The following is a 14212-nucleotide window of genomic DNA, read 5'->3' on the forward strand; positions in this document are numbered from 1 at the left end:
GAAGCACGGAACAATCCGTAGGCATCATATTGACGAAATCCACCAGAACTCGGATTTGAGACTGGTGGATTTTTTTGTTGCTTTTTTCAAAAAAAATACTCTTGACAGATACCGTATGTGGGTGTACTATCAACATATGAACAATCGTTCAAATGTTTGCAGAAAGAGGGTGGAAACTTGGCAACGGAAGAACTGGAATGCTGTGAGGACTGCCAGATTCATCCGGATCGGCTGGATATTGTGAACAGCGGTATGCCGGAGGAAGAGGAATTATACGATCTTGCGGAATTATTTAAGGTATTTGGAGATTCGACGAGAATCCGTATTCTGTTTGTGCTGTTTGAAGCAGAAGTTTGTGTCTGTGATCTCGCAGAGACGCTTCATATGACACAGTCGGCGATCTCACATCAGCTTCGGATTTTAAAGCAATCCAAGCTGGTCAAAAGCAGAAGGGAAGGAAAGTCGGTTTTTTATTCTCTGGCAGACGGGCATGTGCGTACGATCATCGCACAGGGCCGCGAACATATTGAAGAAAAATAAAGAAGAAATATTATAAAAGGAGTGTTTTATCATGAAGAAAAAATTTAAATTACAGGATCTGGATTGTGCAAACTGTGCAGCAAAAATGGAAGATGCGATCAAAAAAATCCCGGGAGTCAACGATGCAAATGTCAGCTTTATGATGCAGAAAATGACCATTGATGCAGAGGATGACAAATTCGATGCGATCATGGAAGAAGTCGTACGTGTATGTGCAAAAGTAGAGCCGGACTGCAAGATCCTGATGAAATAGCATTGTGAGAGTTACTTTGTAACGGAGCAATTCGCAGGCATCAATTTTGATCCCAATATGAAAATAAGGTGAAAGAAAAGGGGGCAGCAGGGTGGATAGCGATATCCGACTGCTGCTTTCAAAAACGGAGGATTTTGGTATGACGGAAAAACAGAAAAAAATGCTGGGCCGCATTATTGCTGCATTTGTCCTGTTTGTTGCCCTGCTGATCGCAGAGCACACAGGAATGTTGGAGAACGTGAATGTGTGGATTCAGTTTGTGGTTTATCTGGTACCGTATCTGATCATCGGGTATGATATCGTGTACAAAGCAGTTCGAAATATCAGCCACGGACAGGTTTTCGATGAAAACTTTCTGATGATGGTTGCAACCGTCGGAGCCTTTGGCGTACAGGAGTTTTCAGAAGCAGTAGCCGTTATGTTGTTCTATCAGGTCGGTGAACTGTTCCAGAGCTATGCGGTCGGCAAATCCAGACAGTCCATCTCCGCGATGATGGATATCTGTCCGGAATATGCCAACATTGAGCAGAACGGCGTGCTGACACAGGTCGATCCGGATGACGTGGAGGTTGGCGATATCATCGTAATCAAACCGGGCGAGCGTATCCCTCTGGACGGCGTGGTGATCGAAGGAGAATCGCTTGTTGATACCGCAGCATTGACCGGCGAGTCGGTTCCGAGAAGTGCAAAGGCCGGTGATGAGATCATCAGCGGATGTGTGAACGGAAGCGGTACACTGAAAGTAAAAGTTACGAAAGAATTTGATGATTCTACGGTTGCGAAGATCCTGGAGCTGGTAGAGAATGCAAGCAGCAAGAAAGCAAAAGTAGAGAACTTTATCACAAAATTTGCAAAATATTATACTCCGGTTGTCACGATCGGAGCTGTGGTTCTGGCACTGGTTCCTCCACTGGTTCTTGGGGGCGGATTTGCAGAATGGATCCAGAGAGCATGTATTTTTCTGGTTATCTCCTGCCCATGTGCACTGGTCATCTCGGTTCCGATGGGATTCTTCGGCGGAATCGGAGCAGCATCCAAAGTCGGTGTGCTGGTAAAAGGAAGCAACTATCTGGAAGCCGTTGCTGAGATGACAACGATCGTATTTGATAAGACCGGAACACTTACAAAAGGCGAATTTAAGGTTGCACAGATCCAGCCGCAGGGCATGACAGAGACAGAACTTCTGGAGATTGCGGCTTTGGGAGAAGGTTACTCTACACATCCGATCGCAAATTCGATCCGGGAAGCTTACGGCAAAACTCCGGATATGAAGCGTACAGAAAATGCAAATGAGATCGCCGGACATGGTATTTCCATCACGGTTGACAATAAAGCAATGCTGATCGGAAACGAAAAACTGATGAAAAAGGAAGGCATCGCTTACACCCCTTGCCAGAGCGGCGGAACCGTTGTCTATGTGGCATGTGACGGAAAATTTGCCGGAACTCTGGTGATTTCTGATACAGTAAAAGACGGTGCAAAAGAAGCCATAAGTGCTATGAAACAGGTTGGTGTCAAAAAATGCGTCATGCTGACCGGTGACCGCAAAGAGGCGGCTATGGAAGTGGCAAAAGAGCTTGGTATTGATGAAGTACATGCAGAACTGCTGCCGGCAGATAAGGTGGCACAGGTAGAACGCCTCCTGAGGGAAAAACCGAAGAAAGAAAAACTGGCATTTGTCGGAGACGGCATCAATGATGCTCCGGTACTGACAAGAGCGGATATCGGCATTGCCATGGGAAGCATGGGATCGGATGCAGCAATCGAGGCAGCCGATGTTGTGCTGATGGATGATGATGTCCGCAAGATCGCATCGATCGTAAGGATTTCCAGAAAAACACTGTTGATCGTAAAACAGAACATCGTTTTTGCACTCGGCGTAAAAGCAATCGTATTGCTGCTCGGAGCTTTTGGTGCAGCCAATATGTGGGAAGCTGTTTTCGCAGATGTCGGAGTTTCTGTCATTGCGATCCTGAACTCCATGCGTGCACTGAAAGAGAAGTAAGAAAAGGCAGACAGAAGAGAACGGTATAAAAAGAAAGAGACAAATCCAAAATCGGGTTTGTCTCATTTCTTCACTGTTCTTTTTGCATTTTTTTTATGTGGTTTTTCAAAGCGTCAAAGCTCTCTTTGCTGATTACGTGCTCGATGCGGCAGGCATCTTCCACGGCAGTTTTTTCGGAAACTCCCAGTTTCATCAGACAAGAGGAGATGAGCTGATGGCGTTCGTAGATCATTTCGGCGATTGCTCTGCCGGAATCGGTCAGATAAATAAATCCGGCCTTTGTCACTGTGATATGATTTTTCTCACGGAGATTTTTCATAGCGACGCTGACACTTGATTTTTTAAATCCAAGCTCATTGGCAACATCCACGGAACGGACCACCGGAAGCTGCTTGCTGAGCACTAATATGGTTTCCAGGTAATTTTCTGCTGATTCATTTACTATCATAAGTTGCTCCACCTCACGTTCTTTCCTATCGCAATAAGAAAAGTAAGTTTAGTATAGCATAGAAACAGAGTCTGGTCAAAGATATTTTTGTGAGAAATTGACAAAACTGTAACAAAGTTTATACTTTTTTCTTGACAGCTGCAAACATTTTTTATATGATATGCAATGTAGCGGAAGGCAAGGGGGCTTTGGGATACAGGCAATCGGCTTTTCGCTTCTTGCTATTCTAAAAACATTTTGATCATATGGAGGAATTAGAAATGAAAAAAGCAATGGCATTCTTACTTTGTACTGTAATGACAGCAGGTATGCTGGCAGGATGTGGCTCAAAAACAGCAGAGACAACTGCTTCTACAGAGACAGCAGCTTCTACAGAGACAGCAGCTTCCACAGAAGGCAGCGGTTCAGAAGCAGCAGAAAAGACTTCTGACAAAAAATGGGTTGTTGCAACCGACACGGTTTTCAAACCATTTGAGTATACCAATGATCAGAACGAATTCGTGGGAATCGACGTAGACCTTCTGGCAGCGATCGCAGAAGATCAGGGATTTGAGTATGAACTGCAGAGCCTTGGATGGGATGCAGGTGTTGCAGCTGTTCAGGCAGGACAGGCAGATGCTCTGATCGCAGGAGCAACGATCAAACAGGAACGTATCGATTCCGGATGGATCTTTTCTGATGGATATTATAACGCAACACAGACTTTCGTAGTATCTGAAGACAGCGACATCGCAAGCTACGAAGATCTGAAAGGCAAAAATGTGGCAGTAAAGAACGGTACTGCAGGTGCTGACTTTGCAAACAGCCTGAAAGATGAGTATGGATTTACCGTTACGGTATTTGAAGATTCACCGACGATGTATCAGGATGTTATCCTTGGCAACAGTGCAGCATGCGTAGAAGACACGCCGATCATGGCAGCTTCTATCAAAGAAGGTAATCTGGCACTGAAGATTCCGGAAGGTATGGAGAGCGACGGTGCACCTTACGGACTGGCAATCATGGACGAGAAAAACCAGGAACTGCTGGATATGTTCAACAAAGGACTGGAAGACATCAAAGCAAACGGTACTTACGATGAGATCATCGCAAAATATCTGGGCGAATAATCAGAAGAATAAAAAGGGCAACTCTTAGAGGATACCCTATGCATGGAAGCACGGGACCGGTTTTGGATTCCGTGCTTCTTACGCTATCACAAAATACCTTTTGACCAGGCAATAGATGTTATGATACAATAAATAACAGCAGAATCAAAAGCCGGAAAATGCACAGCAGTGTTTTAAGGTATTTTGAATCTCAATCTTATAAAAATACAAAGGAAGGAGAAAGAACATGATTGCAATTTTACAGTCTTACAGCTCCATGCTTCTTGGAGCACTCGGAAAGACTTTGCTTCTTACACTGCTGTCATTGCTTTTTGCCATGATCATCGGTATGATCTTTGCATTGATGAATGTAGGAAGAAACCGTGTACTGAACTGTATCGGTACCATTTATGTTGATGCGGTGCGAGGCGTTCCGCTGATCGTTCTGGCATATTTTATTTACTTCGGTGTGCCGTCCGGAATGAAAATGATGGGGGCGACCGATTTCAGGCTCAGTGCACTTCAGGCAGGTACGATCGCTCTTGCGATGAACTGCGGTGCCTATATGGCGGAGATCATCCGTGCAGGTATTCAGAGTGTGGACAAAGGACAGATGGAGGCGAGTCGAAGCCTCGGACTTTCCTATGCAAAAAGTATGCGGCTGGTTATCCTGCCACAGGCAATCCGTACGATGGTTCCGTCCATCATCAACCAGTTCATCATCACACTGAAAGATACCTCGATCCTGTCCGTTATCGGATTCCCGGAACTTACCAACATGGGTAAGACGATCGCCGGAAATACGTTCAAGAGTCTTCAGACCTGGGCGATTGTCGGTATCATGTACATGATCGTTATCGTAGCTTTGAGTAAGCTTGCGAAGAGAATCGAGAGGAGGATCGACCGTGGCAGATAAGACAGTAAAAGTACATGTTTCCAATTTAAAGAAAAGCTTTGGAAAACTGGAAGTATTGAAAGATATCAGCATGGATATCCATGAAGGTGAAGTGGTCGTACTGCTCGGACCTTCCGGAAGCGGTAAATCTACCTTTCTTCGATGCCTGAATCAGCTGGAAATTGCGACCGAAGGCGAGATCATTGTGGATGGAAACAATATCACAGACAAGCACACCGACATCAACAAAGTGCGTGAGAACATCGGGATGGTATTCCAGCATTTTAACCTGTTCCCGCACAAGACCGTTCTGGAAAATATCATGCTGGCTCCGGTAGAACTGAAAAAAATGACAAAAGAGCAGGCAAAGGAAAAAGGACTTCAGCTGTTAAAGCGTGTTGGCATGTTTGACAAGGCAGATGTTTATCCGAATATGCTCTCCGGCGGACAGAAACAGCGTGTTGCGATCGCAAGAGCACTGGCGATGAGCCCGGATATCATGCTGTTTGACGAGCCGACCTCTGCACTGGACCCGGAGATGGTAGGAGAAGTTCTGAATGTTATGAAAGAACTGGCATCCGATGGCATGACTATGGTCATCGTCACACACGAGATCGGTTTTGCAAGAGAAGTGGCAGACCGTGTTGTGTTCATGGACGGAGGCTACATCGTAGAGCAGGGCACGCCGGAGGAAGTAATCCGCAATCCAAAAGAAGCACGTACCATTGACTTCCTGAATAAAGTTCTGTAAGTAGCATTCTTGAATGTTTATGCATAAAAATGCAGATAATATAATGATCTGGAAGGAGGAACAATATGAAAAAAATTATTACGATCAGCCGCGAATTTGGTGCCGGCGGCGGCGAAATCGGTCGAAAAGTGGCAGAGCGTCTTGGATATCATTATTATGATAAAGAGCTGATCCTGAGAAGTGCCGACACATCCAAGGTAGATGTGGAGAGTATGCGTCGCTGGGACGAGAAAGTTCCGGCCAATTTCGGATTTGCCCAGAGCCTGTTTAACTTTTACAACAAGCCGCTTAACGAGACCCTGTTTGAAGCACAGACAAAGGTGATCCGCGAAATCGGCGAGAAAGGCAACTGTGTGATTGTCGGCAGAAATGCCAATACAATCCTTAAAGAATTTGACGGCGGTCTGCATATTTTTGTCCATGCATCACCATACTGGCGTATGATGCGTATGAAAGACAAAATGCCGGATGCAACGGAGGCAAAGATCAGCGATGAGATCCGTTCCATTGACAAGACGCGTAAGAAGTATTGTTCTTACTATACCAATACCGAATTTGGTGTGGCAGATTATTATGATCTCTGCCTGAGCACTTCAACACTTGGCATTGATACTTGCGTCGATTTGATCTGCGACCTTGCACAAAAGTAAAGAATATCATCACAAGAAAGAGTATCTTCTGAAAAGGCAGCAAACAGCAGATAAACAGCAGAATGGTACATAAAAAGAGCATTTTCATCGAATCCACAAAGGGTGGTTTTCGTTGGAAATGCTCTTTTTTATGATCCTGAAAAATCAAGAATTTGATATCAGATCAAGTTTACAGATCATATTCTCCGATCACGCTGATACCGACACCGTAACCACCAGGTCCGATGTGGCAGGAAATGCTGAAAGAAAGCGAATCATAGTAGACATCCATTTCAGGGAAGGACGCAGAAAGCATATCTGTCCATTCTTTTTCCTGCTCTGCACTAAGACCGGCACCTGCAGCACCGAGACGCAGACGTTCTTTCGGGATACCCTGGAAACGGGTTTCAAAATCATTTTTCAGAGCTTCGATCATGCGAAGTTTGGCCTTTTTCATGCCACGCACTTTTGCAAATGCATCCAGACGTTCGCCCTGGATCGTCAGAACCGGTTTGATGTTGAGGACAGAACCAAGGGCAGCACCGGCAGCAGTCACCCGGCCGCCTCTTTTGAGAAATTCCAGTGTATCGACGGCAATGTAAATGCTGGAGTTGAAAGCATTTGTTTCCAGAAGTTCCTTGATCTTTGCAGCCGAAGCTCCAAGATCTGCGTAATGTTTGGCTTCCATTACGGAAATCCGCATGGTAACAGAGATGCGGTGGTTATTGGCTACCTGAACTTTGCCGTCATAATCCAGGGCAAGTCCCATAGCAGCTTCACAGGAAGCACTCAGCCCACTGGACATGGGAATATAGATAATTTCATCGTAACCGGAGTTTAAGATCTCATCCCACATATCCATGACATCGCCGGGGGATGGCTGTGAAGTAGATACGTTCTGATTGCCGGTCAGTGCGGCAAAAAAAGAATCGTGGGTAAGGTCAAGCCCTTCATAGTGTGTTTCTCCGTCGATGATCACCGGCATCTGCATCAGAAAAATGCCAAGGGCATCGGCCTCCTGTTTTGTGATACCACTGTTGGTGTCCGTCATAACGGCTGTTTTCATAGGTATGATCCTCCTTGTTTTTATCTATTAGGGTGCCGGAACGATTCCGGCTTATATCGGCTGCTCAATGTGTCCGCGTGCTGCCCCAGAAAAACAGAGCTACTGTTCCAGGACCGGTGTGACTTCCAATCGCAGTGCCGATAGAATGAATTTCTACTTTTCCATTTAAATTTGGAAAACGTGCCTCTACGAGATCTGCAACAGCTCTGGCATTGTCCATGCAGGCAGACTGCGAAATATAACATTTTCCATTGTATTCCAAACCATTATCCGCAAATTCTTCCATTTTGTCAACAATCGCACGGATAACTTTCTTTTTTGTGCGGATCTTCTGGCGTGGAATCAGCTTCCCTTCGTCATTCATGTTCAAAAGTGGGCAGATGCCGAGCAGACCACCGATGGTACCGGCTGTCTTGGAAATACGTCCACCTTTGATGTAAAAGGTAAGATCCGTAGAAAAAAACCAGTGATGCAGATTCAGGCGATGCTGCATTGCCCAGTCGTACAACTGTTCAAGTGTGTACCCGTTATCGCGAAGATCTGCGAGACGATTCATAAACAGACCATATCCGGAAGAAGCTCCGAGAGAATCTACAATATAAATCTTACGCTCCGGGTAGCGTTCTTCCAATGTCTCCTTTGCAATCATGGCGGAATTGATAACGCCGGAAATGCCGGATGAGAGCGTTACATGCAAAATATCTTTGCCCTCTTTCAGAAAAGACTCAAAATAATGTTCAAATTCATCGGCATTTACCTGCGAAGTCTTTGCGGAAGCACCGTTTTGCAGGGCAAGATAGAACTGATCAAACGGTACGGATTTTCCAAGATCATCTTCATATTCTTTGCCGTTCAGTTCATAATGAAAACATATATAAGAAATATTACGGCTGTTAAAATGTTCTTCTGTAAGATCTGCTGTAGAGCAGCAACTGAGAATAAAATCATTCATATGCATGAACCTCTCTGTTTTGTGGAATTTTATTTGCTGTTTATTGTAACACTTTTCAGTTAGGGATTCAATCTCAGAAATATTGAAAATATGGAACCTGAAAAACAGATGACTTGAAAATAGTTTTAAGACAGCTTGACAAATGTCGGTAAGGTTGGTAAGATACCGATAGAATATCAGAACACGTCGAAGAGACGAGTAGGATGCGGAAAGCTTCAGAGAGAAGTGCGTATGGTGTGAACACTTCAGCGGGAAACATCTGAAAACTACCTCTGAGTGGCCCCAATCCGGTCCGGTGACTCCGTTATCGTCAAATAAGTGGTTTTACAGTCTGCCTGAAATATTTTTAAATCAAGAGACAGACGGGACAAACAGGGTGGAACCGCGGGTAAGAAAACTCGCCCCTTGCATTGCGGATGTGCATTGCAGGGGGCTTTCGTTTTAAATAAAAGAAAGGAAGATAAAACGATGATTATTACATTAAAAGACGGATCAACAAAAGAATATGATCAGGCAATGAGTGTACTGGATATCGCAAAAGATATCAGCGAAGGTCTGGCAAGAGTGGCATGTGCCGGTGAAGTAGACGGCGAATTAGTCGATCTGCGTACCGTTGTAGACAAGGACTGCAATTTAAACATTCTGACTTTTGAAAGCGAAGGCGGTGCATGGGCATTCCATCACACCACTTCTCACATCATGGCACAGGCGATCAAGAGACTGTACCCGGGTGTAAAGCTTGCAATCGGACCTTCCGTGGCAGACGGATTCTACTATGATGTGGACAGTGAAACACCGCTGACAGCAGAAGATCTGGTGAAGATCGAAGCAGAAATGAAAAAGATTGTAAAAGAAGCTCTGCCGATCACACGTTTCACAAAGTCCAGAGAAGAAGCAATCGCATATTTCAAAGAAAAAGAAGAACCATATAAAGTAGAACTGATCGAAGACCTTCCGAAAGATGCCGAAATCAGCTTCTATCAGCAGGGTGAGTTCGTAGACCTCTGTGCAGGACCTCATCTGATGAGCACCAAACCGGTAAAAGCATTTAAGCTGACCAGCCTTGCAGGTGCATACTGGAGAGGCAGTGAGAAAAACAAGATGCTGACCAGAATTTACGGTACTTCTTTCACAAAGAAAGCAGATCTGGAAGAATATCTGAACCGTATGGAAGAAGCAAAGAAACGTGACCACAGAAAACTGGGCAAAGAGCTTGGACTGTTTATGATGCGTGAAGAAGGTCCTGGATTCCCATTCTTCCTGCCAAAAGGAATGGTTCTGAAAAATACACTGCTGGATTACTGGAGAGAGATCCACAGAAAGAACGGTTATGTGGAAATTTCCACTCCGATCATGCTTAGCCGCCATCTGTGGGAGACATCCGGTCACTGGGATCATTATAAGGAAAATATGTACACAACCGTCATCGATGACACGGATTTCGCAATCAAACCGATGAACTGCCCTGGCGGAATCCTGGTATACCAGTCAGAACCGCGTTCTTACCGTGATCTGCCGCTGCGTATGGGAGAGCTTGGACTGGTTCATCGTCATGAGAAATCCGGTCAGCTGCACGGACTGATGCGTGTACGCTGCTTCACACAGGACGATGCTCATATCTTTATGATGCCGGAGCAGATCCGTGACGAGATCAAAGGTGTAGCAAGACTGATCGATGAAGTATATCAGCTGTTTGGATTTAAATATCATGTAGAACTGTCCACCCGTCCGGAAGATTCCATGGGAAGTGACGAAGACTGGGAGATGGCTACGGAAGCACTGAGAGGTGCACTGGATGATCTGGGACTGCCGTATGTAGTAAATGAAGGAGACGGAGCATTCTACGGACCGAAGATCGACTTCCATCTGGAAGACTCCATCGGAAGAACCTGGCAGTGCGGTACGATCCAGCTTGACTTCCAGCTGCCGCTGCGATTCAACTGCGAATACATTGGTGCAGACGGCGAGAAACATCGTCCGATCATGATCCATCGTGTAGCATTCGGTTCCATCGAACGTTTCATCGGAATCCTGATCGAGCATTTTGCAGGTGCATTCCCGACCTGGTTATCCCCGGTACAGGTAAAAGTACTGCCGATCTCCGATAAATACATGGAATACGGTGAGAAAGTAAAAGCAGCACTGGAAGCAGCAAATATCCGTACTGAGATCGACACCAGAGCAGAAAAGATCGGATACAAGATCCGTGAAGCAAGACTTCAGAAGATTCCTTATATGCTGGTAGTAGGGGCAAAAGAGGAAGAAGAAAATACCGTTTCTGTCAGAAGCCGTTTCGCAGGAGATGAAGGTGCAAAGAGTCTGGATGACTTTATCGCAGCGATCACAGAAGAGATCAAAAACCGCGAAAACCGTAAAGTAGAGGTTGAAGAGCAGAAATAAAGAAATTGATTATACGTAAACAGGAAGCCTTGCTACCGTCAGATCGATCAGTTTTGCAGTGATACGGCTCTTCTGTTTAGCGTTCAGTTTCTTTCGTTGCCATCAGATTTTCGCTTCGGAGACATCTGGCAAGCCAAGAACTTTTGATAATGTGCAAAATGAACAATTCCCAAGAAGGCACTTTTACGTGCCCTTCGGGGAATTCGTTCATTTGCACATTCAAAAATTCTTCGCTTTCTCAGCGTAAATAATTCCGCATCGCCTTCAACGCCCCTTTCTCCAGGCGGCTGACCTGTGCCTGGGAGATGCCGACTTCATTTGCCACTTCCATCTGGGTTTTGCCTTCATAGAAGCGAAGCTTAATGATATGGCGTTCCCGCTCACCAAGCCGTTCTACGGCTTCCCTAAGAGAGATTGATTCAACCCAGTTTTCTTCTTTATTCTTTTTATCACTGATTTGATCCATCACGTAGAGAGAATCTCCGCCTTCGGTATAGACCGGGTCAAATAAGCTGACCGGCGTCTGGATGGCATCCATGGCGTAGACGATTTCTTCTTTTGCAATTCCGATTTCTGAGGCGATCTCGTTGATCGTCGGTTCTCGCAGATTCTTTTTCATATACCCCTCCCGGGCATAGATCGCTTTGTAGGCGGTATCCCGAAGCGAACGGCTGACACGCATGGCACTGTTGTCCCGCAGGTATCTTCGGATCTCCCCAACGATCATCGGTACTGCATAGGTGGAGAATTTTACCATGAGAGAAGGATCAAAATTATCTATGGATTTGATCAGACCGATACAGCCGATCTGAAATAAATCATCTGCATTTTCATTGCTTGCACCGAAACGTTTGATCACGCTGAGCACAAGACGCAGGTTTCCTTTGATAAAGGTTTCTCTTGCTGCCTGATCACCCGCTTTGATTTTAATAAAAAGAGCATCTTTTTCTTCTTGCGTAAGCATAGGAAGCTTCGCTGTGTTCACACCACATATCTCAACTTTATTAAGTGCCATATTCGAAATCCTCCTGATTTATATTCCTGATAAAAGAATTCTCCGTTTCGAATAGAAATATGCGATTTTGCAGAAAATATAAAAAATATCAGACCTTGACATGATAATCGCTGAAGGAAGAATGTCGCTGCAATCCACCGGAGATAGCAGCAGATGGAAAGCAGAATCTCGCTGCAGCACCCAGATTTGCAATTTGCAGGTAAAAGTGCTATAATGAAAAAACTATGGGGAGAAAAGGAGTACCGATGTTAAATAACAGAAAGAGCATGCTTGCATTGCTTCTCGGGATGTCCCTTGCAGTGACATTTCCGGTCGGCGTAGATGCCTCGGATAAGGGAGCGGACACCGCACAGGAGACGATGCAGGATTCTGAAAATACAACAGATTCTGTACAGGATACAGAGAACACGGAGAGCACGGAGAGTGAACCGCCGCAGCCGGAGACCAGAGCTACGGAAGCCGAGAGTGAGACGACGGCAGATACAAAGGCGGAAGAGACACAGGAGTCCGAAGAGATACAGACCGAAACGCAGCAGTCTGAGCCAGATGAGACAGATCCGGAGGATACAAAAGAGAAAGATCAGGACCTGGATGAAAAGGCAGCACAGCGTGAAAAGGAGAAAGAAAAGGCGAAAGACAAAAAGGATTCTTCCAAGAGTGAGAAGGATGCCATGTCGGAGCAGAAGTTCGATGAACGTTTTGAAAAGCTGGTGATCGATCCGGAAGAACTGGAAAAGTCGTTCCGTTTTGAGACGGTAGCAAAGGAATACGCTCTCGCAAAAGCGGATCTTAAGATCTATACAGCGAAAAACAGCCATGCAGACGTTGCCGGAACCCTTGCAAAGGACGGACTCTGTTATATACTCTGGAAAGGAAAAAACTGGTCTTATGTTGAGTCCGGGAATGTTCGTGGTTATGTAAAAAATAAAAACGTTCTGACCGGTGAGGTCGTAAGAGTCAAAGTGGCACTCAAAAAAGAAGGTTTTATGACACTTGCGAAAGCAAAAATCGATCCGAAGGAGAATCCGGCTTATGCCAGCGTGAAAAAGACCATTCAGGAGACGGTTGTAAAACGTGTCAATGCGGTCGCAAAGGAGAATGAGCTGAATGTGCGGGAAGAGAAGTCAACCGACGCACGCGTGGTTGGTGTGATCCCGCAGGGCGGACTTTGTTATATTCTTGCAGATCAGGGTCAGGAATGGTGCTATGTGGAGTCTGGTGATGTGCGTGGATTTGTAAAAAGCGAGCTGCTTCTGACCGGTAAAGAGGCAGATGCCATCGTAAAGGCGACAAAACGCAAAAATATGACTCTGGCAACGGAAGAGATCAGACCGGAGGAGAACAGAGCCCTTTATTATACGTTCACTTCCACACAGAAAGCACATTCGGAAAAGGTAAAGTATCTGGGCAAATTTAAGCTGACAGCATACTGTGCATGCCAGATCTGCTGCGGTGAGTTTGCGAATGGCATCACAGCAAGCGGTACCGTTCCGATTCAGGGACAGACGGTTGCCATGTACGGTGTTCCGTTTGGGACAAAGTTGATCGTAGATGATGTGGTTTATACGGTAGAAGACCGCGGCACACCGTATGGGCATATTGATATTTATATGGTAGATCACGAGGCAGCAGCGGCTTTTGGTACAAGAGAAGCAGATGTCTACCTTGGCAAATGATCAGGTTGCAGGTTGCTGTATCTTAAAGCAAAGCGGAAGAGGACAGATGTGCAGGAGGAAATCATTCGCATTTCTTCCTGCATTTTTCTTCTTCAATCTCGACCAGGATGATATCGGCACCGATCTGGCAGATACATTCCCAGGGAATGATGTATTCGGTATCGCGGCCGAGAAAACAGCAGATCTTTGCCGGACCGGGAACAATGATTGCTTTCACAAATCCGGTACAGATATCGATATCCACATCGCATACACAGCCAAGAGAACGGCAGGTACAGGTGTTGATCACTTCTTTCTGCCGCAGTTCACAGATTCGCATAAAATCCCCACACCTTCCTTTGAAATAGAACGAACCGATCGATGTACACAAGATAGCAGATGCTTTCGAAAAGTGTTTTTTCTATAGTTTATGCGATCCGGGCAGAAGAGGTTCCGCTTTTTGCGGGTATGCACAGTTTGGAAAGATGTATTGACAGTAAAAACAGGATTCGTTA

14 protein-coding genes are annotated in these 14212 nt (G+C 45.5%); 9 read left to right on the forward strand and 5 right to left on the reverse strand.

From position 1 onward, the window contains the following. The first annotated feature begins 177 nt into the window (after positions 1–177). The 3 genes from GPK60_RS06110 (at position 178) to GPK60_RS06120 (ending at position 2798) form a co-directional block, all read left to right on the forward strand. Entirely contained in the window at positions 178–540 is a 363-nt protein-coding gene (locus GPK60_RS06110; RefSeq protein ID WP_022119283.1) for a metalloregulator ArsR/SmtB family transcription factor, read from the forward strand. A gap of 31 nt (positions 541–571) precedes the next feature. Further along, entirely contained in the window at positions 572–793 is a 222-nt protein-coding gene (locus tag GPK60_RS06115) for a cation transporter (RefSeq protein ID WP_173866992.1), read from the forward strand. A gap of 139 nt (positions 794–932) precedes the next feature. Beyond that, positions 933–2798 (forward strand): heavy metal translocating P-type ATPase, encoded by a 1866-nt coding sequence (locus GPK60_RS06120; RefSeq protein ID WP_215659098.1) that lies wholly within the window; start codon positions 933–935, stop codon positions 2796–2798. A 70-nt stretch (positions 2799–2868) separates the two neighbouring features. On the opposite strand, the gene GPK60_RS06125 is transcribed toward GPK60_RS06120, so the two are convergent. Next, on the reverse strand, positions 2869–3246 hold the full coding sequence (locus GPK60_RS06125; RefSeq protein WP_022119287.1) for a metal-dependent transcriptional regulator: 378 nt from the start codon (positions 3244–3246) through the stop codon (positions 2869–2871). 260 nt (positions 3247–3506) lie between these two features. Here GPK60_RS06125 and GPK60_RS06130 point away from each other — a divergent pair, with 260 nt between their 5' ends. From GPK60_RS06130 to GPK60_RS06145, 4 genes are all read left to right on the forward strand, one after another. Continuing rightward, positions 3507–4355: a transporter substrate-binding domain-containing protein gene (locus GPK60_RS06130; RefSeq protein WP_022119288.1), complete on the forward strand. Its 849-nt coding sequence runs from the start codon at positions 3507–3509 to the stop codon at positions 4353–4355. Between the two features lie 226 nt (positions 4356–4581). Then, positions 4582–5250, forward strand: coding sequence for an amino acid ABC transporter permease (locus GPK60_RS06135; RefSeq protein ID WP_022119289.1), 669 nt, complete (start codon positions 4582–4584; stop codon positions 5248–5250). Next, positions 5240–5980 (forward strand): amino acid ABC transporter ATP-binding protein, encoded by a 741-nt coding sequence (locus GPK60_RS06140; protein ID WP_346727729.1) that lies wholly within the window; start codon positions 5240–5242, stop codon positions 5978–5980. Before GPK60_RS06135 ends, GPK60_RS06140 begins: the two co-directional genes overlap by 11 nt. A gap of 65 nt (positions 5981–6045) precedes the next feature. Then, positions 6046–6630: a cytidylate kinase-like family protein gene (locus GPK60_RS06145; RefSeq protein ID WP_022119291.1), complete on the forward strand. Its 585-nt coding sequence runs from the start codon at positions 6046–6048 to the stop codon at positions 6628–6630. 169 nt (positions 6631–6799) lie between these two features. Here the strand turns inward: GPK60_RS06145 and GPK60_RS06150 are convergent, their stop codons facing one another. Together GPK60_RS06150 and GPK60_RS06155 are read right to left on the reverse strand one after the other, a co-directional pair. Next, complete coding sequence (locus GPK60_RS06150) at positions 6800–7675, reverse strand: DegV family protein (protein WP_173866991.1); 876 nt, start codon at positions 7673–7675, stop codon at positions 6800–6802. A 64-nt stretch (positions 7676–7739) separates the two neighbouring features. After that, entirely contained in the window at positions 7740–8627 is an 888-nt protein-coding gene (locus tag GPK60_RS06155; RefSeq protein WP_022119293.1) for a DegV family protein, read from the reverse strand. Positions 8628–9095: 468 nt separating this feature from the next. On the opposite strand from GPK60_RS06155, the gene thrS reads away from it, so the two are divergent. After that, positions 9096–11027 (forward strand): threonine--tRNA ligase, encoded by a 1932-nt coding sequence (gene thrS / locus GPK60_RS06160; RefSeq protein WP_215659085.1) that lies wholly within the window; start codon positions 9096–9098, stop codon positions 11025–11027. A 238-nt stretch (positions 11028–11265) separates the two neighbouring features. On the opposite strand, the gene sigG is transcribed toward thrS, so the two are convergent. Beyond that, the gene (gene sigG, locus GPK60_RS06165) at positions 11266–12042 is read right to left on the reverse strand and encodes an RNA polymerase sporulation sigma factor SigG (RefSeq protein WP_022119295.1); all 777 of its coding nucleotides are present in this window, start codon (positions 12040–12042) and stop codon (positions 11266–11268) included. 245 nt (positions 12043–12287) lie between these two features. On the opposite strand from sigG, the gene GPK60_RS06170 reads away from it, so the two are divergent. Next, a complete protein-coding gene (locus tag GPK60_RS06170; RefSeq protein WP_022119296.1) occupies positions 12288–13718 on the forward strand; it encodes an SH3 domain-containing protein in 1431 nt (476 codons plus the stop codon). A 61-nt stretch (positions 13719–13779) separates the two neighbouring features. On the opposite strand, the gene GPK60_RS06175 is transcribed toward GPK60_RS06170, so the two are convergent. Beyond that, positions 13780–14037, reverse strand: a complete 258-nt coding sequence (locus tag GPK60_RS06175) for a YlmC/YmxH family sporulation protein (protein WP_022119297.1) — start codon at positions 14035–14037, stop codon at positions 13780–13782. Positions 14038–14212: the final 175 nt, after the last annotated feature.

It is taken from the genome of Ruminococcus sp. MCC718 (genome assembly GCF_018783905.1).
Classification (GTDB): Bacteria; Bacillota; Clostridia; order Lachnospirales; family Lachnospiraceae; genus Hominisplanchenecus; species Hominisplanchenecus faecis.